General features: G+C 39.1%; 27 protein-coding genes. 5 read left to right on the top strand and 22 right to left on the bottom strand.

The window, feature by feature from the left end:
• Positions 1-156 precede the first annotated feature (156 nt).
• Positions 157-1,410 carry a methionine adenosyltransferase gene (gene metK, locus RYH73_RS05050; protein ID WP_335312298.1) on the top strand — a complete coding sequence of 418 codons (1,254 nt, stop codon included), beginning with the start codon at positions 157-159 and terminating at the stop codon, positions 1,408-1,410.
• A gap of 132 nt (positions 1,411-1,542) precedes the next feature.
• Positions 1,543-2,286, top strand: coding sequence for a lysophospholipid acyltransferase family protein (locus tag RYH73_RS05045; protein ID WP_335312297.1), 744 nt, complete (start codon positions 1,543-1,545; stop codon positions 2,284-2,286).
• On the opposite strand, the gene RYH73_RS05040 is transcribed toward RYH73_RS05045, so the two are convergent.
• Together RYH73_RS05040 and RYH73_RS05035 are read right to left on the bottom strand one after the other, a co-directional pair.
• Positions 2,279-3,415: a glycosyltransferase family 2 protein gene (locus RYH73_RS05040; RefSeq protein ID WP_335312296.1), complete on the bottom strand. Its 1,137-nt coding sequence runs from the start codon at positions 3,413-3,415 to the stop codon at positions 2,279-2,281. The genes RYH73_RS05045 and RYH73_RS05040 overlap by 8 nt on opposite strands.
• Positions 3,396-4,370, bottom strand: a complete 975-nt coding sequence (locus tag RYH73_RS05035; protein WP_335312295.1) for a lysylphosphatidylglycerol synthase domain-containing protein — start codon at positions 4,368-4,370, stop codon at positions 3,396-3,398. The genes RYH73_RS05040 and RYH73_RS05035 overlap by 20 nt, the downstream gene beginning before the upstream one ends.
• 108 nt (positions 4,371-4,478) lie before the next feature.
• Between RYH73_RS05035 and ruvC the strand changes: the two genes are divergently transcribed.
• The gene (gene ruvC, locus RYH73_RS05030; protein WP_335312294.1) at positions 4,479-5,045 is read left to right on the top strand and encodes a crossover junction endodeoxyribonuclease RuvC; all 567 of its coding nucleotides are present in this window, start codon (positions 4,479-4,481) and stop codon (positions 5,043-5,045) included.
• 13 nt (positions 5,046-5,058) lie between these two features.
• Here ruvC and RYH73_RS05025 read toward each other — a convergent pair whose 3' ends face one another.
• The 5 genes from RYH73_RS05025 to RYH73_RS05005 all read right to left on the bottom strand — a co-directional run bounded on the left by RYH73_RS05025 (position 5,059) and on the right by RYH73_RS05005 (position 10,369).
• Positions 5,059-5,472, bottom strand: a complete 414-nt coding sequence (locus tag RYH73_RS05025) for an HIT family protein (protein WP_335312293.1) — start codon at positions 5,470-5,472, stop codon at positions 5,059-5,061.
• Between the two features lie 111 nt (positions 5,473-5,583).
• Positions 5,584-6,057, bottom strand: coding sequence for a transcription elongation factor GreA (gene greA, locus RYH73_RS05020; protein ID WP_335312292.1), 474 nt, complete (start codon positions 6,055-6,057; stop codon positions 5,584-5,586).
• Positions 6,058-6,200: 143 nt separating this feature from the next.
• Positions 6,201-6,893: a response regulator transcription factor gene (locus RYH73_RS05015; protein WP_335312291.1), complete on the bottom strand. Its 693-nt coding sequence runs from the start codon at positions 6,891-6,893 to the stop codon at positions 6,201-6,203.
• A 27-nt stretch (positions 6,894-6,920) separates the two neighbouring features.
• A complete protein-coding gene (locus RYH73_RS05010; RefSeq protein WP_335312290.1) occupies positions 6,921-8,564 on the bottom strand; it encodes a sensor histidine kinase in 1,644 nt (547 codons plus the stop codon).
• A gap of 20 nt (positions 8,565-8,584) precedes the next feature.
• Positions 8,585-10,369 (bottom strand): S9 family peptidase, encoded by a 1,785-nt coding sequence (locus RYH73_RS05005; RefSeq protein WP_335312289.1) that lies wholly within the window; start codon positions 10,367-10,369, stop codon positions 8,585-8,587.
• Positions 10,370-10,738: 369 nt separating this feature from the next.
• On the opposite strand from RYH73_RS05005, the gene RYH73_RS05000 reads away from it, so the two are divergent.
• Together RYH73_RS05000 and rfbC are read left to right on the top strand one after the other, a co-directional pair.
• Complete coding sequence (locus RYH73_RS05000) at positions 10,739-11,068, top strand: DUF4286 family protein (protein ID WP_335312288.1); 330 nt, start codon at positions 10,739-10,741, stop codon at positions 11,066-11,068.
• A 42-nt stretch (positions 11,069-11,110) separates the two neighbouring features.
• Positions 11,111-11,659: a dTDP-4-dehydrorhamnose 3,5-epimerase gene (gene rfbC, locus RYH73_RS04995; protein WP_335312287.1), complete on the top strand. Its 549-nt coding sequence runs from the start codon at positions 11,111-11,113 to the stop codon at positions 11,657-11,659.
• Between the two features lie 65 nt (positions 11,660-11,724).
• On the opposite strand, the gene RYH73_RS04990 is transcribed toward rfbC, so the two are convergent.
• From RYH73_RS04990 to RYH73_RS04920, 15 genes are all read right to left on the bottom strand, one after another.
• Positions 11,725-12,534, bottom strand: a complete 810-nt coding sequence (locus RYH73_RS04990; RefSeq protein WP_335312286.1) for an OmpA/MotB family protein — start codon at positions 12,532-12,534, stop codon at positions 11,725-11,727.
• 27 nt (positions 12,535-12,561) lie between these two features.
• On the bottom strand, positions 12,562-12,951 hold the full coding sequence (locus RYH73_RS04985) for a DUF983 domain-containing protein (protein ID WP_335312285.1): 390 nt from the start codon (positions 12,949-12,951) through the stop codon (positions 12,562-12,564).
• Positions 12,952-12,964: 13 nt separating this feature from the next.
• Positions 12,965-13,246, bottom strand: a complete 282-nt coding sequence (locus RYH73_RS04980) for a hypothetical protein (RefSeq protein ID WP_335312284.1) — start codon at positions 13,244-13,246, stop codon at positions 12,965-12,967.
• A 163-nt stretch (positions 13,247-13,409) separates the two neighbouring features.
• On the bottom strand, positions 13,410-13,934 hold the full coding sequence (locus tag RYH73_RS04975) for a DUF420 domain-containing protein (RefSeq protein WP_335312283.1): 525 nt from the start codon (positions 13,932-13,934) through the stop codon (positions 13,410-13,412).
• A complete protein-coding gene (locus tag RYH73_RS04970) occupies positions 13,927-14,643 on the bottom strand; it encodes an SCO family protein (RefSeq protein WP_335312282.1) in 717 nt (238 codons plus the stop codon). The genes RYH73_RS04975 and RYH73_RS04970 overlap by 8 nt, the downstream gene beginning before the upstream one ends.
• Before the next feature lie 56 nt (positions 14,644-14,699).
• Entirely contained in the window at positions 14,700-15,062 is a 363-nt protein-coding gene (locus RYH73_RS04965; protein ID WP_335312281.1) for a cytochrome C oxidase subunit IV family protein, read from the bottom strand.
• 26 nt (positions 15,063-15,088) lie between these two features.
• Complete coding sequence (locus RYH73_RS04960) at positions 15,089-15,778, bottom strand: cytochrome c oxidase subunit 3 (protein WP_335312280.1); 690 nt, start codon at positions 15,776-15,778, stop codon at positions 15,089-15,091.
• 10 nt (positions 15,779-15,788) lie between these two features.
• Positions 15,789-16,376: a cytochrome c oxidase subunit 3 gene (locus tag RYH73_RS04955; protein ID WP_335312279.1), complete on the bottom strand. Its 588-nt coding sequence runs from the start codon at positions 16,374-16,376 to the stop codon at positions 15,789-15,791.
• Complete coding sequence (gene cyoE, locus RYH73_RS04950) at positions 16,373-17,242, bottom strand: heme o synthase (RefSeq protein ID WP_335312278.1); 870 nt, start codon at positions 17,240-17,242, stop codon at positions 16,373-16,375. The genes RYH73_RS04955 and cyoE overlap by 4 nt, the downstream gene beginning before the upstream one ends.
• 10 nt (positions 17,243-17,252) lie before the next feature.
• On the bottom strand, positions 17,253-18,314 hold the full coding sequence (locus tag RYH73_RS04945; RefSeq protein ID WP_335312277.1) for a COX15/CtaA family protein: 1,062 nt from the start codon (positions 18,312-18,314) through the stop codon (positions 17,253-17,255).
• A 70-nt stretch (positions 18,315-18,384) separates the two neighbouring features.
• On the bottom strand, positions 18,385-20,268 hold the full coding sequence (locus tag RYH73_RS04940; protein WP_335312276.1) for a cytochrome c oxidase subunit I: 1,884 nt from the start codon (positions 20,266-20,268) through the stop codon (positions 18,385-18,387).
• A 22-nt stretch (positions 20,269-20,290) separates the two neighbouring features.
• Positions 20,291-21,646 carry a cytochrome c oxidase subunit II gene (locus RYH73_RS04935; protein ID WP_335312275.1) on the bottom strand — a complete coding sequence of 452 codons (1,356 nt, stop codon included), beginning with the start codon at positions 21,644-21,646 and terminating at the stop codon, positions 20,291-20,293.
• 51 nt (positions 21,647-21,697) lie between these two features.
• Positions 21,698-22,921 (bottom strand): quinol:cytochrome C oxidoreductase, encoded by a 1,224-nt coding sequence (locus RYH73_RS04930; RefSeq protein WP_335312274.1) that lies wholly within the window; start codon positions 22,919-22,921, stop codon positions 21,698-21,700.
• A 23-nt stretch (positions 22,922-22,944) separates the two neighbouring features.
• A complete protein-coding gene (locus tag RYH73_RS04925) occupies positions 22,945-23,550 on the bottom strand; it encodes a c-type cytochrome (RefSeq protein WP_335312273.1) in 606 nt (201 codons plus the stop codon).
• Positions 23,522-24,058 carry a DUF3341 domain-containing protein gene (locus RYH73_RS04920; RefSeq protein WP_335312272.1) on the bottom strand — a complete coding sequence of 179 codons (537 nt, stop codon included), beginning with the start codon at positions 24,056-24,058 and terminating at the stop codon, positions 23,522-23,524. The genes RYH73_RS04925 and RYH73_RS04920 overlap by 29 nt, the downstream gene beginning before the upstream one ends.
• Position 24,059 lies beyond the last annotated feature (1 nt).

The following is a 24,059-nucleotide window of genomic DNA, read 5'->3' as shown; positions in this document are numbered from 1 at the left end:
AAAATGTGGAATGATTTGCGTGCCAATTAAATGGCGGGATTGCAACCACAGTAAAAAAGTGCTAATGATTGCCTTTCAAATTTACGCTTCATTTTACTTATCAAGCATTTTACAAGATAGATAATATTAGGTAAAAATCTTTGAAAAAATACATTTATGCCATACTTATTCACTTCAGAATCCGTTTCCGAAGGACATCCAGATAAAATTGCAGATCAAATTTCAGATGCACTTATTGACAACTTTCTTGCCTGGGATCCCGATGCACGCGTAGCCATCGAAACCTTAGTGACGACCGGACAAGTTGTATTAGCAGGGGAAGTTAAATCAAACACCTATTTAGACGTTCAAAAAATTACGCGATCGGTTATTGAAAAGATTGGCTATACCCGATCAGCTTATATGTTCGAGGCCAATTCATGCGGAATTCTATCGGCTATACACGAGCAGTCAGCAGACATCAATCAGGGTGTCGACCGTAAAGAGAAACAGGACCAGGGGGCTGGAGACCAAGGCATTATGTTCGGATATGCGAACAAAGAAACGGAAAACTTAATGCCATTGGCATTGGATCTCTCGCATAAACTGCTCTTGGAATTGGCTGCTCTTCGGAGGGAAAATAAAGATATCACCTATTTACGTCCAGATGCCAAAGCCCAGGTAACTATTGCATATAATGATGACCATAGTCCCTTGCGCATTGATACCATTGTGGTATCCACGCAACATGACGATTTTGATGAAGAAGAGCTAATGCTCGCTAAGATCAAACATGATATAATCCATTTGTTGATTCCTCGTGTAAAAGCGCAACTTACACCAGCGTTACAGCAATTATTTGATGAAAACATCACCTACCACATCAACCCCACCGGCAAATTTGTAATTGGTGGTCCGCATGGGGATACCGGTTTAACCGGAAGAAAAATTATCGTAGACACTTATGGTGGCAAAGGTGGGCATGGCGGTGGCGCCTTCTCCGGTAAAGACCCATCAAAGGTAGATCGCTCGGCAGCTTATGCTGCCCGACATATTGCAAAGAACCTAGTAGCTGCAGGGGTGGCAGACGAAATATTGGTACAGCTTTCTTACGCGATCGGCGTAAAACATCCGATGGGTATTTATGTTAATACCTATGGTAAAAGCAACGTTGCTTTAACGGACGGTCAAATTGCGGAAAAAATAGCTAAGTTATTTGATTTAACGCCCTATGGAATCGAAACGAGACTAAAATTACGGAATCCCATTTATTCGGAAACTGCTGCATATGGCCATATGGGACGTAAGTCTATTACCGTGAACAAGACATTCGAAAATTCGGTTGGAGAAGTAAAAACAGTAGCAGTAGAACTTTTTACCTGGGAAAAACTAGATCATATTGAACAGGTAAAACATGCTTTTAACCTATAATATATCGACAATCCTATTTGAGCTCGGCAGTATGCCGGGCTTTTTTTATTCTGTACCTTTATAAAAATATTTATTTTTGTTGGCATTGCAAAGACCTATTTGGAGCTGCTTAAAAAAACAGATTATTTACATATGAATAAATTTTTTGGATATATTTTGACGCCATTCCATTACCTTTACTTCGGCCTTATTCTTGTCATCTTCCACCCTATTCAATGGATCTGCCTCAAACTGGGCGGATACGAAACGCACAAAAGATCTGTCGATATCCTGAACTGGTTTCTTACAAGCAGCTATTATCTTTTAGGAAATAGGGTACGCTTCGTCAATCATCAGCATTTGCCAACGGCCCATCCCATCATCTTTATTGCCAACCATCAAAGCATGTACGATATCCCACCACTCATTTACTTCTTGCGGAAATATCATGCTAAGTTCATCTCAAAAATTGAGTTGGCTAGTGGCATCCCTAGTATATCATTTAATCTTAAGCACGGTGGTGCAGCCAACATTGACAGGAGCGATCCCAAGCAATCTATCGCAGAGATATTGAAGCTGGCAAAAAGCATGAACGACAAGAATTGGTCTACTGTTATTTTTCCAGAAGGAACCCGATCCAAAACAGGTATTATGAAACCCTTTGCGGTTGGGGGTATCGCTACCATTCTCAAAAAAGTACCCCATGCACTGGTCGTACCTGTCGCGATTAACAATTCGTGGAAAATGGTTCAATACGGTTCGTTTCCATTACGTGCCTTCACTTCCATGAGTTGGGAAGTGCTCGAGCCCATCCATGCGGAAGGACGTACCGCAGAAGAAGTAGTCAAAGCAGCGGAAGAGGCTATTCGAAATAAAATAATTGCTAATCCTATTTAACCTTCCGTCCTTTCCAATAATACTTTCCTGTATTACCGGCAATACCGATGTAAATAATGTAAAAAAGATGCAAGAAGCTAAGTAAAGGTAAGCCAACTAACAAGTGACTCCGAGAAGCAAAGGTTGTAATAGGCATCAAAAACAAAAGCTCAATCAATATCTTCGCCAGCAGGACAAATCCAAAGCATACGAATAGGCTTGGAAAGAAAATCCCCAGTAACGCGCTTACCAAAATGGCAAGATTAAATATCCATATAGCAACACCCAACAGCACGATCTTTTTGTTTTTATATTTTGTACTTTTAGAAGCCCAGCGCCTTCGCTGTCTAATAAATTCTTGCAGATTTTCTTTGGCTTCTGTATAAACAATGGCATCTCGCGACTTACAGAAGCCAATGCTTAAGGGATATTTTTGTGCCACTCTATGTAAAAACAGCTCATCATCTCCGCTGGCCAAATCGTCGATTCCGTTAAATCCACCCAATTCATAAAATACATCTCGACGATAGGCTAAATTAGCACCATTGCATGTAGATGGCTTACGTAGACCAATAGACGCCGCACCTAAACCTATTAAATATAGGAATTCTAGGGTTTGCAACTTTTCGAAATAACTCTTCTCTTCGTGATAAATCACGGGAGAAGAAATCAGTTTATAGTTCTTTTCTTCATATAAACTCACGATAGCACATAACCAATTCGGCCCCATAACACAATCGGCATCCGTTGCGACCATGAGTTCTCCTTTGGCGTTAGCGATTGCCTTACTGATTGCCTTCTTTTTGTAGGAATTTAATTTTTCATGCTCATTTAATTCAATCAGTTTCACGCCCTGATTTCCGTATGATGCGATAATATCAGCCGTTCCATCCGTAGAATGATCATTGACAATAATGACTTCCATCAATTCGCTCGGATAATGCTGCTTCAATATACTGTCGATTGTTTTTGCAATATTTCGTTCTTCGTTTCTAGCCGCAATCAGCACACTCACCGATGTCTTAAAGATAGGTTCATTGCTGATCACATGGCTTGGCAGTTGTTTCCATCCTTTTAAGAGGTTAAGCACAATATAGCCATAATACAGACACAGTATGATGGTGATTCCACTAATGATTTGAATTGCCAAAGAAATTAATTTTAAAAACAAATACCGAACCTATCATGGCCGGAATAATCAGATTAATAAACCAAATGGATGCAGCAGAAGCCATCACGGCCAATTCCTGCGTCGTTATAAATGCAAAAAGATATCCTGCTGTTACGCTTCGCACACCCACATCCAACAAATCTAACGAAGGCATGGCAGATTGAATAAAAAACAATAAAAAAATCAGAAAAACCATGGGTCCCGTCGGTATCATCGGAATAAGCATATGCATCACCAGCACATATTGCGATGTAAATACGAGGTATCGAAGTGACGATATCATAAAAACGTGTCTCAATTCTCGCACATCATATCGCTCCAACAAGGTGAAGAAACGCTGTATTTTCGTCAGCCACTTGATCCTTTTAATAAAGCTGTTGAGCAATTTGATTCTAAAGTATAAAATCAACATCAGTATTACAAAAACCAAGGCTATCAGGCAGAGCATTACAAGCAAGTATAAAGAGGGACGTTTATAGTTACCAATAAACCACACGAGGGCTATCGCTCCCATCATATTTGTAATAACGAGTTGAGCAAAAGCACCAACCCCCATGGCTAATACACCGAACATACGTTTGCGCGGTTTTAAGAACAAGACGCGTCCGCCATATTCACCGATCCTATTTGGCGTAAAAATAGCCCAGCTCAAACCGCAAAAAACGGATTCAAAAGCTTTGATAAAAGAAATTTTTTGAATGGGGCGACAAAGATATTGCCATTTAACACATTCTAAGGACCAATTGACAAGCATTAAAATGAACAGCGAAAAAACGGTAACCAACAACAACTCCGTATCCAACTTCCCAATTAAGCGCTTAAACTCATATAGATTTTTATTATCGCTTAATTTCTTATATACGAACCATATCGTCAATAAGAGTACGGATACTTTAATACCAATACTTATTACTTTTTTCCACTTTGTACTCAATGGTATTCTTTTTTTGCAATGTTAAGAAAACTTAAATAAATTATAACATACAAAGGTGGAAAGAACTCCCAACTCTTTTTATGACAATAAAAATCGTAATATTGTGACATGTTGCAGAGCGATTTAAAAGAGCGCATTATTTTGGGTATCGATCCTGGCACGAAAGTGATGGGCTATGGCTTAATTAAGGAAAAAGGGAAACAACTTAGTTTATTAAGCTTAGGTATTGTCAAATTGGATCATTTGGATAATCAGGCGCTGAAACTGCAACGGATCTTCGAAAAGATCAGCTCATTAATTGACCAATACCATCCGGATTGTATGGCCTTGGAAGAACCCTTTTATGGCAAAAATATTCAGGTCATTTTAAAATTAGGAAGAGCGCAGGGTGTTGCGATGGCAGCTGCACTTGCCAAAAGCATTGAAATAGCGGAATATGCCCCACGGAAAATCAAACAATCGGTAACCGGTAATGGTAGTGCTTCCAAGGAGCAGGTTGCTTCCATGTTGAAGAATTTATTAAACTTCCAAGAGAGTCCCCAATTTTTGGATGCAACGGATGGTTTAGCCGTAGCAGTATGCCATGCCTTTCAGGGAAACGGTGTAAACATGGGAAAGAAGAGTTACACAGGCTGGGAAGCTTTTATAAAAGAAAACACCCATCGATTAAAATAGGGTGCTTCCCAAACTAGGAATTACTCGTTAACTTTGCCAATTCCTGTCGAATACGTTCTGCATGTTCGGTGAGTTGTTCATTACTCAGTTGCAATTTTTCTTTTGAGAAGTTGATATCTCCTACATGGTTGATAGGTACTAGATGGATATGTACATGAGGTACTTCCAGGCCAATAACAGCAACACCAACCTTTTCGCATGGAAACGCTATCTTAATGGCCGACGCCACAATTTTTGCAAACATCCAGATTCCAATGTACTCATCGTCTTCCATATCGAAGATATAATCTGTTTCCTTCTTGGGTATTACCAGTACATGTCCTTCGGCTAAAGGGTTAATATCTAAGAAAGCTAAAAAATCATTCGATTCAGCCACTTTATGTGCCGGAATCTCACCTGATACGATTTTCGAAAACAAAGATGACATAATACAAGGAAGTAAAAATTAAAAATTAAAAAAGCATAAATCTAACAACTTAACCCACCGTTAGCGTCATGTAAGCGGTTATGGCAGCAACCGCACATAACCGCTTCACATTTATCTCGAGATCTCTAATATTTCCAGCTCGATTTTACCTGCAGGAACTTCTATTTCAGCCCTATCTCCCACCGATTTACCTAATAACCCCTGGGCTATGGGCGATTTTACGGAAATTTTTCCGGATTTAAGATCCGCTTCCGTTTCCGAAACCAACTGGTAAGTCATAATCGCACCATTTTTTGTATTTTTCAATTTGACAATGGAGAGCGCGAGCACTTTGGTCACATCCAGTTTAGACTCATCGATTAACCGCGCGTTAGCCAAAACTTCTTCCAGCTTCGCTATCTTGGCTTCATGAAGCCCTTGCGCTTCCTTAGCGGCGTCGTACTCCGCATTCTCAGACAAGTCGCCCTTATCTCTTGCTTCCGCAATAGCCTTCGCTATGGAGGCCCTTCCTTCCGTTTTCAGGTACTGAAGTTCCTCTTTCAACTTTTCCAATCCTTCTTTGCTATAATATGTTACTTCTGCCATAAAAATAATACTTTAAGGTTCCATATAAAAAACAAGCAAGACCACGCCTTATTACCAAGCGTGGTCTTGCTGAGTTATCAACGAAGTTAACTTCTTTTTCTTAAAAAAACAAATTCACTACATCGTTTAACAGTGATTAACAACTAGGTTCGATCAGCTACAAATTTATAACCCATTCCTCGCACTGTTTGTAAATGATAGGGCTTATCAGGGTTAACTTCAATCTTTTTTCGTAAACGTACGATGTGCATATCTAATGTACGGGTATTTACGTTGGAACTGTAACCCCATACCACCTGCATGAGCTCATCTCTGCTAATCACTCGATTCACATTTTGTAGAAAATAAAGTAGAATCCGATTTTCAAGAATAGTCAACTCTATTTTTTTCCCATCTCTAATTAGTGAGTGCGTATTTGGATGATGTTCCGTGTTGCCAAAATATAAGGTGTCGTTCGCGTTATTAACAAAAAATTTGACTTTATTTTCGATCATGGCCACTAACACATCCATATTGAACGGCTTGGTTATGTAATCCGAAACACCAAAGCTATAGGCATCTATTTTATCAACATCCTGCGATTTCGCCGTCATCATGATGATAAGATTATTAAAGCCGGCTCTTCGTAAATTTGCACAGACCTCCGATCCCTGTTTTTCAGGCAACATCCAGTCTAACAATACGATGTCCGGTTTTTCATTTAATATCAGCGTTTCCGCATCTCGCCCATTCGAGGCTTGTATCACTTGGTAATGCTCTGATTCTAATCGATGAACAACCAAAAAACGAAGGTTTTCATCATCTTCTATTACAGCAATTTTAGTGTTTTTTTGCATAGTTTTACTTCTGTGCTGTTCGTCTAATTAATGTACATATGGCAGTGTTACCAAAAAAGTTGACCCCTTCCCTATGATACTTTTTACTTGGATATCACCATCCATAAAATTCAACAATTCTTTACAAAATGCCAAACCTAAACCGACACTGCCTTGTTGGTTATACTGACTTTTTACCCTATAAAACTTCTTAAATATATTTATAAGTTCACCTTTTGGAATTCCTATTCCCTTATCAACAAACTTAAACATTATTTGCTTTTTTTGTCTAAAAATTGTGATTTTTAATGATTTACTTCCTTCCTCAGAATATTTATACGCGTTGTCTATTAAATTCTGAAATACGCTACCGAGTAAAACACCATCCGTGCGGAGGGTTAATACATCACTAAGCTCATAACGCAAATCAAAATCGGGATATTTTAACTGATAGCTACTTACGATTTTTTCACAAAATTCCTTTAGATTAATCTTTTCATACGTTAGTTTAATCGATTTATTTTCTATTTGTGTAAATGACAACAAAGTATTCAACAGATTATTTAGCTTATCTGCCTCTTCATCTAATATCTTACCATATAACTTTCTGGTATCCTCCTTTAAATCTTTTGCGCTTCGAATATTGTTTCCGGCTATTTTAATAACACTTACCGGTGTTTTAAATTCATGGGTAAGGTTATTAACAAAATCATACTGCAACTTAAACATTTTATTATTAAAACTGATATTTCGATAGATCAAGTATCCGATAACAAATAATACCAAATAGCCTAATGAAATCATTAGCGCCAAGGGCATAAAGCGCCTATTGACCTCGTTGGTTAAAAAATTCCGATTGGAACTGAAGTAGATTTTATAAGAAGCAAGTGCACCGGGTAGAGGGCTCTCCGTTGTCAGCAGATCAGGGTCAGTATCAAGGGTCGAATAAAATAGCGGTTTTATTTCTATCTTTTCATAAAGCTCAGGGTGGTTATTTTCAAGTTTTACATCCTGTGGCTCTATATAATAGCTCACGATATCCTGCTCATAAATCGAATGGTTATCTATGTCTTTTTCAACGAACTGTTTGTATGCTTTGATATCCTCCTTGCGAGGGATATTCATATAGGTTATTTTTTCTGGAATAACCGCATAAAAGAACTGATTTATTTCATCGTTATTCACGCTTCGCGATGTATCAGCAATATCAATAAAGCTGGCAAGCCTAGCTGCCATGCCATTAAAATCATCAGCAATGCGAATATTTAATTTCTCATCTGAATTCGCGCGATACAGTACCTGACTTTTCGGACAATCTCTTTTAAATTGATAAACAGCTCGCGGTGATATTCCCAACCCCGCCCTCGTGTGACTCACGTAAGCATCGAAGAACAAAATGCGTTTCACAAAGGCATACTTTTTTAGTATGGAGTCTGCATAAATGAAGGCAGAGTTGGAGTCGAGATACCCCTGATAAAAGGATACCTCTGGTATTTTATTAAAGAAAAGGTCATTATAGGATTCTATATTTTTATCCAGCACATCTATCTTTTTCCCAACAAACTCGTTTTCAACAAGTTTCCGTGCATACTTTTTTGCGAAACCCAAAGCGATGATAAATAATAGCGATGCCAGTACAGCAAATGTGATAATAAGCCAGTAGTTTTTCCTATAATGGTTATGATGTGGCATATATGATACCGATAAACCGATTAGTTAGCGCCCAAATTGTTGGCAAAAAAAGCTTCGAGTTGTTGATAAAAAGCTAAACGTGCCTGTTCGTCTTTAAAATAATGTCCTTCTTTTTCCTTCAAGAAATAAGTTATATTAATATTTTTTCCCTTCAGGTCGCGCACCATTTGATTGGTCTCGTTCACATTACCACGCTCATCCTTTCCTCCCTGTGCAATAAAAATAGGCCCTTTTATTTTGTCTGTATGGAAAACAGGGGATACCGCGCGAAAATAGTCTGCTTGTTTCTCCGGGTTACCAATAATTTCATAATACATTTGCAAATAAGGCTTATAATACGGAGGGATTTCTTTTAAATAGGTGAATAGATTTGTTATCCCTGAATAAGAAGCGGCGCATGTATACAAGTCGTTATGAAAACAAGCTCCATATAATGCACAAAATCCACCGAAACTATATCCAAAAATGCCAATTCGCTTAGGATCAGCAATCTTTTTCTCGATCAAATACTTTACACCGTCGGCAATATCCTCTTGTATTTTTCCACCCCATTCGCCAAAACCTGCTGACCAAAACGCTTTACCATAGCCTGTTGATCCTCTATAATTCGGTTGAAAAACAGCATATCCGCGATTAGCCAGAAACTGAACTTCGCTGTTGTACTCCCAAACGTTTCGTGCAGAAGGTCCATTATGAGGGATAACGATAAGCGGCAAATTTTGTTTTTTTAACCGATGCGGAAGCGTTAAATAACCGTTAACCGTCATACCATCGCGTGCATCGTAACGAATAGAATCCATTTTGCACAATTTTATCCCGTTCAATGCGGGATTAATGTCGGCTAATTTCGTTAAGTGATCATCCTGAATACTGTATAAATAAATGGCACCTGGATCATTATCAGCATAGGTCCGTATAATGAACCTGGTTTCCGCGTCATTCTTATCGATCACACGCATCCAATATCCATTTAATCGTCGCGTCAAATCTTCGTGGACTGCCTTTATCTTCTTATTAAAATAATATCGTTCCGGTTTCCATGTATCATATTCAGCATATGCAAGCCCTTTAGCAACGGAGGAGAAACGTATATTATCAATATCTACTTCGGGATGTACATAGATCGTTTTAATTTCTTCTCCCTTGTCGAGATCGATGATAACCAGCGCTTGCTTATCCCGGTTGATATTTGACAGGGCATATATATGATTGGTTTTTCCCTCTATAAATCTTAAGGGTTTTACCGTCGTTTTAAAATTATTCTCAAAGACCTGTTTAAATCCACTTCCCTCATCACCCCGATAAAGCAATGTTTCATTGACGCCGTCGCTAGCGATCGCTAAACGCACTTTTCCATCGAGATCGGCAAACCAATTACTAATATTACCCGGGTTTTTTGCCACCATTTTTAAGTGACAGTTATGAAGATTTAAACGATAAACATCAAAAACAGAAGAGTCCCGTTTATTCAGAGAAATTAATAATTCGTCGTTATTTACTTGTTGACTTACCCATCTAAAACGCATTGGTTCGGGTGTTATGAGGTTTCGGACGGACAACGACGTTCTATTTACCGCATAAATATTTAGATTATCATCTTTTGAGCGCTCTTTCCAAAAAACCAATTCCTCATCATCTGCCCAAAAGTAATTAGCGATATTTTTATCCGTCTCTGTGGTAATTCGTCTAGGTTCGGTATTATTCCAAGTTGTTAAATAGATATTTTGAACTCCTTTATACGACTGCAAGAAAGCAATATACTTTCCGTTCGGTGAAATCTGAAAGTTAGCTTTCAGTGATTTCATAAAAAAACTTTCCACCGGTATTTCTTCTTTATCTGCAAAATTATTGCAAGCACAAAGACTCAAAAGAAAAAACACAGCGACGATAGGAGTAAAAATCCGCATGTATGCCCACCTCTTTTTGTACCCAATTATTTATTCATCCCAGGCATCCAAAAGGTTTGTATGCCCAACTATTTACGGTTAAGTTAGCAAAAGAAGCATTTTTTTTCAAACCTTACTCGTAACATTTAAAGTACAATCTTTTCGCTCTGTGGCAAAAGCATTTCGCGCTCAATAAGATGGGTTATTCTTTTCCTTAGATGAAAAAACCAAACTGAGAAGTATGGCTTCTTTTTGGATCAAACCAAAGCAAGAACAAAATCAATATTAATGACAAAGGATTCTTATCTTAGCCGCATGATTTTATTTAATATTACGCATATTATTTCCGATCAAAAGGTTTCAGCGTATACAAATTGGCTTAAAAATGACTATATCCCCATGGTGAAAGCACAGTCGTCTTTTGAAGAAATCAGGCTTTTAAGAATTCTGGATTCACCAAATGAAGGCCATTCGTTAAGCCTACAATTATTAACAAATAATCAAGATGACATACTAAAGTTCAAAGAATCACTGTTTACTATTTTACAAAAGAAGATGCAAGAGGATTTTTATGGACATCTTTTTCTATTTGACACGCTTATGGAGTATATCGATTAAGCAGATAACGAAACGAATTTAAGCTATACACTAAATAAATATATGAACTTTGTAAAAACACCGATCGAAGGTTTAGTTATTATTGAACCGAAAATTTGGGAAGATAACCGCGGGCAATTTTTCGAAACTTATAACGAGCAATTATTTAAGGAAAATGGTATTGACGAAAAATTCGTCCAAGATAATCAGTCAGTATCCTGTAAGGGCGCTCTTCGTGGCCTACATGCACAAGCCGGACCCCACGCACAAGGAAAACTCGTAAGAGTAATCAAAGGAAGTGTAATTGATGTCGCCGTGGATGTCAGAAAAGATTCATTTACTTTTGGACAGACTTTTCATATTGAACTTAGCGAGGCTAATGCTAAAATGCTTTGGATTCCCGTAGGTTTTTTACACGGCTTCGTCGCGCTCGAAGAACAGACGATTTTTTGTTATAAAGTAACCGGTAAGTATGATAAAGCAAATGAAATTGGTGTCCGTTATAATGACCCCACTTTTAACATCCAATGGCCCTTGTCGCAGGAAGACCTCGTTTTATCGGAAAAAGACTTACAGCTGCCGTTACTCGCTGATATTAATAATCCTTTTTAGTTGGGTAATTAAAAGTAGTTGAGTAGTTATTAGCCTACTCAGCTATTTCTCTACTTACCTACCTACTATCTTATCAATTCATAGAGTTCATCCAACTTGGGCGAAAGAACGATTTCGATTCTTCTATTGGCGCTTCTAGCTTCCGGCGTATCCGTTGTATCAATGGGTGTAAACTCCCCCTTTCCTGTTGCTATTAATCGCCTGGGATCGACCCCTTCTTCTTCGGTTAAATATCTCACCACGGAGGTCGAGCGTAAAACACTCAAATCCCAATTATCTTTTATTTGCCCGAGGCTTCTTACCTTTTGGTTGTCCGTATGTCCTTCAACCGCCATATGAATCTCGGGCTGCGTATTTAAAACTTTAGCTAATTCTCCTAAAGCCTGCTTTCCGCGTTGATCAATTATAATACTTCCAGAAGAAAAAAGTAACTTATCTGCCAGTAAAACGTACACCTTCCCTTCGCGCATATCAACTGTCAATCCGCTTTCCTTAAATCCCAGCAAAGCCCGTTGAAGTTTATTTTTCAGTAGATTACCTGCCTCCTCACGTTTCCGTAAAACAGCTTCTACTTCCTTCAATCGCTCTTCTCGTTCTGCCAAATTAGCTGCTAATTCTTTAGCCTCACTTGAGCTGGAGTTCAGGTTTCTTTCCGCAGAAGCCAACTTTCTCCCCAAGGAAGACGTGTCCGCCCTCAGTTTGGCCAGTTCGTCTTCTAAATTATCGTTCTTGATCTGTGCAGCACGCCAACCTTGATCTAACGAGTCTTGCACATTTAGCATGGCCTGATAGGCCCTTGGAGACATCACCTTGCATCCACTTAAAAGTAAACCAGTAAAAGCAACTAAGCAAAAAGCTCTATTAAAAAGTATCATAGCATCTAAATAAAGAAACAATCTATTTCAGTCATCAAGCTGATATTTCGGATTGTATTTAATTTTGGGTGTGAGATAATACAATAGTATCAACCTGGAATAGCGATAATTAAAAGGAGCCAGGATCAACACGGCTATGAATAGTACAATGGAATAAAGCCATGGGGATTCACTTTTGCTAATCAGATAAGTAGTCAACCCAATCGTGATTACTTCCAGGACGGCCATGGCATAACTTACATACATAGCCGCATAAAAGTACCCCGGTTCAATTTCAAATTCTAAGCCACAGTAAGGACAAATGTCATTGGTACGCTGTTTTTTAAAGCCATATGTTCCACCAATAAACATCTTCCCGGTTCTGCACTGAGGACATCGGGCTTCTATTAACGCGCGTATCTTACTTCTACCCGCCATGTTTCCATAGACACTAGTTCAGATTTATCGGATCATGTTTAAAATTAACATCCACTTGCTTTCTTCGATATTTCTTATACCAAATATAGCCCACAACCCCTACTGCTAAATAAGGCATGGCGAGCAAAAACAAGATTCCTTTGTTTAAGCCTTTACCCTGACTATTTCCATCTTTCACAGATTGATCTGCATTTAAAGTACACATTGCGCATTGCGCGTAAAGCTGCTTGATGGGACTAACTGTCGCAACCGTTAAAAAAAGCAGCAATCCAACTATTTTGAGTACCTTTTTCATCTGTATATAATTTGTCTTTTAAGGTGATGAAGCTATCACGATTTATTCATTTTACTACGTGGCCGGCAAATCATGATGGTTTCATCTGTATATTGATCCTACCTTACAAAAAGCGAATTTACGTATTAAAAATCACTTAATCCATTACCTTAACTTATTTAGACTAGTTGTAGTAAGGAGCCATCATCAGATATACAACTACGCCGGTAATGGTGACATATAACCAAATAGGAAAACTCCAACGCACTAATTTACGGTGCTTCGCGACCTGCATCTTCATTCCTCGGTAAAAACTGAATAACACCAGCGGAAGCACAATAGCGGATAGGACGATATGTGTTATCAATATGAAGAAATAGATTGGACGAATAATTCCTTGTCCACCAAACTTTGCTTCATTCCCAGTAGAGTGATAAATAATATACAGTACTAAAAAAAGAGAAGAAAGTATGAAGGTGATAATATTAAGTTTTTTGTGCATCCCAATATTTCCTTTCCTGATATAGAAAAAAGAAATGATCAGCAGAATGGTACAGGTTCCGTTTATCATGGCGTTGACTTTAGGCAGATAAAAAACCCAATCCGGTATAACTTTCCAGGCGATCAATCCACTTTGTAATAGGGCAACCACTACAAAAACAAAAACCGAAACCGCCCAAACCAGTCTAAAAATAGCCTTATCACTCATATTGTCTTACACTTATATTTCGAAACTCTTCTGTTAATAACAACTTAATTTCATCAATCAATCGGTCCACATCGGTTTTAACCAAGGCATCATAATACCCGCGTATTCTTCGTTCTGAATCCAGCAGCACAATGGATGAGCTATGGGTGACAGGCCTATGCGTAGTTGGGTTGTAAACAACGTCCAAGAGAAAGTCCTCTTTTGCCAACACCTCAACCTCTTTCTTGCTAGCAGGCCATAGCATATTCCAATGCTGAAAATTTCCCCATTTTTGTTTGTATTGCTTCAGTGCAGTGAGATCATCCAGCGATGGGTCAATGCTAATGGAATAAAGTTTGACCATTTCATTATTTTCAAACCGTCTCGCAATCTGTTGCATGTTCTGATTGATCGCCGTCGCCAGCTCTTGATTCCGCGTAAAGAAAAAACTGACAATCGCCACACTACTATCCGGTTTAAAAGTTACTGCTGTGCTATCACTATTTAGCATAGTAAAAGGCCTCGCAGCATGGTAGAGGGTATCCGGAATCTGCTTTCCCCGTTTACTATGAAAAGTTCCGGTCAATTTTTTTTCACCGTAAAAAGGCAATGACTTATAACGATTTTCTCCTTTTTCCTGCAGCAAATAATAACAAAATCCCGGTAAAGCCAATATGGTTACCAGGATTGCAATTTTTTTTATTGAAAAAGATTTTCTTTGATCTTTCATTCCGTACAATATACCACTCCAATCAATCTATCATGAAAGACGTAACAAAACCAATATTATCCAAACACATGGTTTAAATGTATATTCAGATAAGAACCTTCTGTCAATAACAGAATAATAAAATAGATAATAAAGACAAAAACGATTAGTGTTGACACGATAAATCCCATTTTTTCAAACTTCAAGTGCATAAAATAGGCCACAATATAATAGGCCTTCACTAAAGTCAGTACTACATAAATGAAATTGACCAAGGGACCTTTTTCGAGGGGTCCATGATAAACCAACGCCAATGCTATAAAAAACTCGAGGCAGGTAATTGCTAATAAATAAAAGAAAACCTTCCAGATCAACTTTTTAGACATATCAGCATGATGCTCTTCATGCGTATGTTCAATCGGTGAATGATGTTCGCTCATTTGTATATCGTCGTAAAAGATAAAAATTAAACCAAATAGAAGAAAGTGAATACAAATACCCAAACTAGGTCAACGAAGTGCCAGTATAGTCCAACTTTCTCGATCATCAAATAAGTACCTCTTTTTTCAAACACATTTGCCATGGTCATAAAAAGAATAATAATATTGATAATAACACCGGTGGTTACGTGGAACCCATGAAAACCGGTAATGGTAAAAAATAAATTGGCGAATTGCTGTGCCCCCAGCTTATCGATCCCTTCGTAATGCGTTGGGATACTTCCCCACCAATATCCCTCATGGTGTAAATGTGACCACTCTAAAGCTTGACAGCCCAAAAACATTAAACCGCCTATGATCGTAGCAATCATCCAACCGACCACTTCCTTTTTTGCATTCCGATGCCCCGCTTCTACCGCTAGAACCATCGTAACCGAGCTCATGATCAGTATAAATGTCATAATTCCCACAAATACAAGCGGGTAACCATGATCGGCAATTCCCGGAATAGATTGAAAAACATCATCCGGATTGGGCCATGTCACTTGGGAAAAACGTTGTGCACCATAATAAATCAAAAAGGCGGAGAAAGTAAAGGCATCTGACACTAGGAAAAACCACATCATAATTTTGCCATACTCCATGGCAAAAGGAGATCTACCACCATTCCATGGTCCAGATTTCACTTGATCTAATTGCGATACAGTAGTACTCATTTAATTAGTTTTATTGATTCAAAAGTAAGAAAACATATATATATATCCATAGAATATCCAGAAAATGCCAAAAAATAGTGGCAAGCTCCATTCTAAAACGATTTTTAATTAAGGGGTTGCCATTATTTGCTTTAAAAAAAGCATTTAATAGCACAATAATACCAGCAAAAATGTGTGCTTGGTGCGCCCAAACGAAGACATAAATAAATGACTGCGATGCATTGTTGTTAATAAACATCACGCCATTTCTTGCCAGTTCCATCCAAGCATTATATTGCAAAAAGAAAAACAAACACCCTAACAATATGGTCAGTCCTAACCATAATCGTTGTTTTACGATGTTGCCTACCTTGGCAGCCCCATAAGCAATGTGCATACAAAGGCTACTTAGCACGATACTGATCGTACTGTAAATAAACGTATTTGGCAATAGCGTTTTCAAGCCCTTATCTTCGCCACCTGCGGAGTAAACAATAAAACCGCTGGACCAAGCAGCAAAAAGCATGAATGATACCACCAAAAAAACGTATAAAGAGAATTTCTTCGCCTTTAAAGACGTTAGATAATTATTATTATCCGTTCGTTGAACCATTATCATATCTTAATAAAATCAAACAACAACACTAATTGCATCAACGGCAGTATAAAAAAAGAGGTAAACATTACTTTCCTTGCCGAAGCCAAATCTTTCTTCAAAAATAGCTGCCATGCAAAATAAGTAAACACGAGGCTGGCCAAAAGTGACACGCCTGCAAGCGTGTAACCTGCAAAGCCATACCAGGTAGGCAATAAAGAAACGGGAATTAAGAGTGCTGCAGATAAAAAAACCATAAATGCACTAATCGTATCTTTTCTCGTTGTGGGCAGCAATCTGAAGCCCGCCCGCTTATAATCTTCATCAAGCACCCAAGCAATACTCCAGAAATGAGGGAACTGCCATACAAACTGAATGCCAAATAAAATCAGCGGTATTTCATCAATGAACGGTTCCTTAAAAGCCGCAAAATATCCAATAAGAGGGGGTAAAGCCCCCGGAAACGCACCAACAAAGACGGCTATGGGCGATTTTTGCTTTAAGGGTGTGTAAAAGAATGCATACATTAAAATAGAGAACACCGATAGAACGCCTGTTAAGAAATTTAATCGAACCAATAAAAGCGTTCCAATTAACCCCATCAATAAACTTAAAACAAGCGCTTGACCTGACGTCATCCTACCGGCAGGTAGGGGCCTGTCTGCCGTTCTCTTCATCAATTTATCGAGATCTCGTTCAATAATTTCATTAAAGCCATTAGCGGAACCCGTTACCAACAGTCCTCCGATCGTTAGAATGGCCCAATTTAACCAATTGATATCTCCTTGCGCCCTGCTTCCAACAAGAAAAGCAATTGATGCAGAAAATACGACTGTAAAAGAAAGTCGAACTTTTATTAACTGCTTTAAATCACTTATAAAATCCTTCACTTTAATCAATTTACTGACCTATGTATTCGCTCGTCTTCCCCAACAAGAGCATCAGATAATACTGAGCTCCAAATAACAGACTCGCTAACACCAGATGTGTCGTTTGCGCATAGGCAGGAACCCCCAAGTAAGAGAGGACAAAGCCAGTAGCAAGCTGTAAAACAACGAGTAGAGCGATTAGGTTAACAACTCCACTTTGTACACTTTTATGTGCATATCGGGTACGAACCAGAAAGAATAATAGCAGACATAAAACGAAAATGCCAATAGCTATATCTCGGTGGTAGTTAAAATAGTCACTTAATTGTGCGATCCATTCGTTGCGGTCAGCGGAGGAAGAAGCAATGAAATCAATTTCTTCCCGAACAGTAGTGCCCAATATGACCTGCACCACAATCAGAATCAGTACAAAGATAGCCAGCAATTTAGCAGATCTATTTCCTCTATTAATCAGCAGACTACTATCCCTTAGCACTTTTGCTTGGAAATAGGTATAGATACTAATTGCCAATATCACCAATGCTAATAACATATGCACCGTAATTACCCATGCCAACAAATTAGTGGATACCACGATAGACCCAAGCCAAGCTTGTAGAAATACAACGAAAAGATTGAGCACACTAAAATAAAAAATACGCTTTTTACTCTTCAAAAAAGCGGTGGAAAAGACTACGCACAACAATAGAAAAAGTCCGGTTACCGCGCCGACTAGTCTATTGATGTATTCAGTCCACGTCTTTGCAGCATTAAACCTTTCGTGTTGCAAAACGCTTTTGTCATTTCTCAACTCATCAGCCAACGCACCGAATCCAAACAAATCCAATGTCCTCGCAAAGCGCTCATTCTTTTTTGCCCGATTGTCAATGTACTTTTGCTCGTACCCTTCCGGTAACTGAGACTCATCTGTCGGTGGTATGTATTGGTCAAAACATTTTGGCCAATCCGGACATCCCATTCCCGACCCGGTACTTCGCACAACACCACCGGCCAGGATAAGCAAAAAGAGTGAAACAATAGTAATTTTATTTACTACTACAAACCTCTTCTCACCTGGTAAATAAACACTCATTTAGCACAAAATGGGGCACCCGATCAGCTTACAAGCTAAGGCAGATACCCCATGTCTTTATTCAAATCAATTAATGATGTAATTCTCTTTCTACACCGTGTTCCTTATCCCACTCGCGCTGAATTTGCTCAGCTGCAGCATCTCCCTCAAAATCATGTGGCAAATTAGAACTCATTGTTTCTGAGAAAGGAACGGTTTGCGGGATAAAATCCTCGTCATGCCCAGGTTTGCTGTAATCATAAGGCCAACGATAAACAGTGGGAATCTCACCAGGCCAGTTTCCGTGTAAATGTTCCACCGGTGTTGTCCACTCCAGCGTATTCGAATTCCATGGATTCTGCGATGCTTTCTTACCAAACCAAATAGAGTAGAAGAAATTAAATAAAAACGCTACCTGTCCGAATCCTGCAATAATAGCAGCCCAAGTTACAAACACATTAACGGTTAACCATTCCTGCATGAACGGGAAATTCGTAAAAGAGTAATAACGACGTGGAACGCCATCTATTCCCATAAAGTGCATAGGGAAAAACACTAAGTAAGCCCCAATAAAGGTCATCCAAAAGTGAAGGTAACCTAATTTCTCATTCATCATCCGGCCAAACATCTTTGGATACCAATGGTAAACCCCACAAAGCATTCCGCAAATTGATGCTGATCCCATTACCAAGTGGAAGTGAGCTACAACAAAATAGGTATCATGTAAGTTAATATCCAAGGCAGAGTTCCCCAAAAAAATACCCGTTAACCCCCCTGAGATAAAGAATGAAACTAATCCGATCGCAAATAACATCGCAGGCGTAAATTTGATATTACCGCGCCACAAGGTTGCCAAGTAGTTAAAGGTCTTAACCGCTGATGGTACCGCAATAATCAAAGTAGTAATCATAAACACACCACCTAAGAACGGGTTCATACCCGTTACGAACATATGGTGCCCCCATACAATGAAGGACAGTACCGTAATACCGATCAGCGAGTATACCATTGCATGGTAACCGAATATCGGCTTACGTGAATTGGTAGCAATTACTTCCGACGTTAAACCTAATGCCGGCATTAACACAATATATACTTCAGGGTGACCTAAGAACCAGAAAAGGTGTTGGAATAAAATAGGGCTACCACCTTCATTCGGTAGGATCTGTCCTCCGATAATAATATCAGACAGGTAGAAACTTGTTCCCATGCTTCTATCGAAGATCAAGAGAACCACTGCCGAAACCAATACCGGGAATGACAACAGACCGACTATAGCCGTCAAAAACACAGCCCATATAGTCAATGGCATTCTCCAAAGGCTCATGCCCTTCGTACGCATATTTAACACCGTACTGATATAGTTGATCCCTCCCATTACCTGAGAAGCAATGAACAATACCATACTAGCCAACCAAAGAGACATCCCTGTTCCCGACCCTGGGATCGCCTGTGGCAAAGCCGATAAAGGCGGATAAATGGTCCATCCTGCACTTGCCGGCCCGCTTTCAACAAAGAAAGAGGAAATCATCACCACACAAGCCGAGAAGAAAAACCAATAAGAAAGCATATTCATAAATGGGGAGGCCATATCACGCGCCCCCAATTGCAACGGAATCAGTAAGTTACTAAACGTACCACTTAATCCTGCCGTTAACACAAAGAACACCATGATTGTTCCATGGATCGTCACCAACGAAAGGAAAAAATCGGGTCTTATTCTACCACCCTCAGCCCATTTACCAAGAAAAACTTCCAAAATTGGAAAATCCTTTTCAGGCCAGGCCAACTGAATTCTAAATAAAATGGATAAAAACATGGCAAAGAAAGCCATAATGATACCCGTAATTAAAAATTGTTTAGCAATCATTTTATGATCCTGACTAAAAATATACTTAGTCAGAAACGTTTCATGATGATGCTCATGAGCATCGTGGCCATGATCGCCTGCATGTGGAATTGCTATACTAGACATAAGCTCTTATCCTCTATATATATTAATAATTTAACGCCAATTGTTTATTATCCTTCTCCTGCTCGCCTTGATTCGCTGTTTGGGAAGCTTTAAACTCTTTCTTCACATCATCGCTAAAGAAATAAGTTTGCGTTGCCAGCCACTCTTTATATTCAGCTTCGGACACGATTCGTACCGTCTTTTGCATATTGTAGTGTCCTTGTCCGCAAATTTTAGCACAAAGCATTACATAATTAAATTCAGGATTGTTCAACTTTTCGCGCATCTCTTCGGTTGTAAACCGTGGAGTCATTTGAAAATGTGTAGCCATACCAGGAACCGCATTCATCTGAACCCGGAAATCAGGCATATAAAAACTATGTAGAATGTCTTTCGAGTTAATAGTAAATCTAACCGGTTTACCCACTGGCAAGACGATTTCAGATCCCATTATATCATCCCAAGCACTCTTATCATTATAGTCGATTCCCAAACCATTCAATGGTGTTGTCAACTTGATACTTCTTTTACCAATTGTATTATCCCTTCCACCATAACGCACCGTCCAAGCGAATTGCTCCCCGGTAATTTCAACTTGTAAAGCATCTTTTGCAACATCATCCGGTACATTGGTTATACTTCTCCAAGTGAAAAATCCAAATAGTACCAGAATAGTCAGAACGATCGCCGGCACAATGGTCCATATTTTTTCTACTAAATTGTTATGCGGATAAAAATACGCTTTGCGTTTTCCACTGCTTTTGTATACGAATGAAAATCCAAAAAGCAAGATGTGTGTCAATACAAATACAATCGTGGTGATCACGGTCGTTGTAATAAACATACTATCAATTTTCGCTCCGTGCTCCGATGCAGCCTCGCGCCAAGCGATGCTCCCATGATGTACATATGACCAGTAAGCACCGTATAAACCAACGAAGAGACTGATCAAAAAGAGTACACCATTGAACTTATTCCAATTAACTCTTTTCGACTTTCCTTGCATTTCACGAGTTAACTCGTAAACGTGAATGATTTTACCCACAATCCCAACAATAATACAGGCAAGGAAGAACAGCAATACATAATAAAAGAAATTTTTATATACCTGCGGATCTATTGATTTTTCTTCTTCTTGTGCTGCTTGTGCGGCGTTGCTGGATGCACTCGTGCCGGCCGGTGTTTTAGCAGCAACAGCATTGCCGGTGGTATCCGCTGCAGTTGTTCCAGCTGAATCCGCTTTAGCTTGCAGCTCCGAGCTTGAAACGGTAGCACTGGTATCATTCGTGGCAGCAGTACTATCTCCTGACTGAGCAAAAGCTGGACTTTGTAATGATAGCATAACAGCCATTACCAAGCCGAAGATCGTTCTAAAATTGATGTACTTTCTATATCTCATTTCAATATTAACGGTTATTCGTATTTCAATTTGCTTTCTTATTTAAAGAAACTAAACTTGATGATGAAGACTTTCTTCCAAAAATGGGTGATTCTTTGGCGCGAGCGAGTGCTTACTTATATTATTGAGTACCAAGAAAGTAAATAATCCACCAAAACTCAATATCGCTCCTATCTCTGATAAGCCAAAGCCACGATGATTTTCAACAGCTCCTGGCATGATCATCATATAATAATCCAACCAATGTCCTGCTAACAAAAGAATACATACAAAAAGCATGATATTTTCCTTTCTCTTCACATCTCTATCCAGTAAAATAAGAACGGGCGCTACAAAGTTAACGATAATTGACAACCAAAACCAAGGTTTGTACTCAGGTTCCCAACGTTTATAGAAATAGACAGTCTCTTCCGGCATGTTTGCATACCAAATCAACATAAATTGTGCAAACCAAACGTAGGTCCAGAATATAGAGAATCCAAAAATAAGATTTCCTAAATCATGCAAATGATTTTCATTCACCCAAGACAAGTGTCCTGCTCGCTTCAATAAGATCGTTATCAGTGTAATTACACATAAACCACTCACAAACATTGCTGCAAAATTATACCAGCCGAACATGGTAGAAAACCAATGAGCTTCCAAGGACATAATAGTATCGAATATCCAGATAGGCGATGTAAACCCAAATATCACGAGAAAGATTGCCGAAAACTTGAAGCTTTTCTTGTAGGAGTTTAATCCCCCTTCCAAATCTTCTTTATAAGAAAATTTAGCGATTGCAGCCCCTAAGATGCTATAAGCTCCTAAAAATATAATCTGCCGACTTAAAAATGCCGGAACATTTAAGAAAGCGGACTTACCAGCGATCAGCGCATCGTAATGAGGACTATTCGGGTCCGTTATCCCGTCTGCGTACCAATGATGGTATAAATTATGGCTAAATAAGCCCAATATAAGTATGACTATTAATATGATTGCGGCGATTGGTAGTACGCTTGCCATAGCCTGAGGTATTCTTAACAGGCCTGCAGACCAGCCCGCCTGTGCAGCAAACTGCAAAGCAATAAAGCAGGCGCCGGCAGCGCAAACACAGGTGAAATAATAACCCATTAATAATAAATTGGCGAACAATCTGTGACTGCCGTCTACAAAAAACCCAGCTGCTAACGCAATAATACCTATTATAATAGCTGCTAAGCTCCAAGTCTTTGCCTTGCCGGCGAATTCAAAGCGCTCGTCAAAATTATATGTAGTGTGACTATGAGTTCCCATTTGATATATAACTGTTTATAATATTATTTTTTTTGCAATTCATGAACATACATCACCACTTTCCAGCGTTCTTCGGGAGATAACTGTGAAGCGTGCGAGCCCATTAAATTTAATCCGTAAGTAATGGTATGATAGATCTTACCGTCGGTTAAATCTTTCATTAACCCTCCACGAGAAGAGTTACCTGTAGCATAAGAGGGTGGTGGTGGAAACTTTTCCATATTGACAATCGTTCCATCTCCGTGCCCTTCAGGTCCATGACAAGGGGAACAGAAAGCCTGAAACAGATGTGCTCCCTCTTTTAAGTTCTTTTCGCTCCGCGCTAAAGGGTTGTGTACATTAACACTTGCGGCCTCATAACCTTCCAACGTGTTCGGGTAATCGAAGCGTTCGAATCCTACCGGCGTAGTTCCGTCGGGAGGCGTCTGTGCCGTTTGGCCATTGGTAAAATTTTTATTTGGTTGGTCTGGATTATATCCTATCGGATCGTACATGTTTCTTGAGAATTCCCATCCTGTACTCCGCGTTGTTTTATCTCCACAAGAAGATACGATCGCCGCGAAAGCTATTGCAAAACATGTGGTTCCAAACAGTCTAGTCTTATTCATAACTAACATATTTCCTTTCATTGTACAGTACTTCTACTGCACCTGCGTCTTTTAATAAGCTGTCAATTTTTTCATGATCGGTGTTTGATTGTGCATCAATTGCAATAACAAAACGATCGTCTGTGGCCCGAAGATCCATCACTCTCGGCGCTCTACCAGGAAACAGATGACTTCTGAAATAAAACATAGCAACCATACCCAATGCACAAAAAAGGATGGTTAATTCGAAAGTGATCGGCACGAAATCGGGCATTGGTAAAGTTGGTTTTCCACCGATGTTCATTGGCCAATCTTTATGTAATGTATAGTATAATAAGCTAATACCCGAAATAGTTCCGGTTATACCGCAGAGAAAGGCTACGATAGGAAGTCTTGATCTCGGAATACCCAGTTTCGCTTCAATACCATGTATTGGCATAGGCGTATACACATCGTAAATAGAAACGTTACCTTTTTGCAACTTATCTATTCCATCCATCAAATCATCCGGATGTTCAAAATGTCCTAAAATATATTTTGTGTCGCTCATC

It is taken from the genome of Olivibacter sp. CPCC 100613 (genome assembly GCF_036959255.1).
Lineage (GTDB): Bacteria > Bacteroidota > Bacteroidia > Sphingobacteriales > Sphingobacteriaceae > Olivibacter.
The sequence above is the reverse complement of the archived record's forward strand: the minus strand, read 5'-3'. Positions and strand labels throughout refer to the sequence as shown.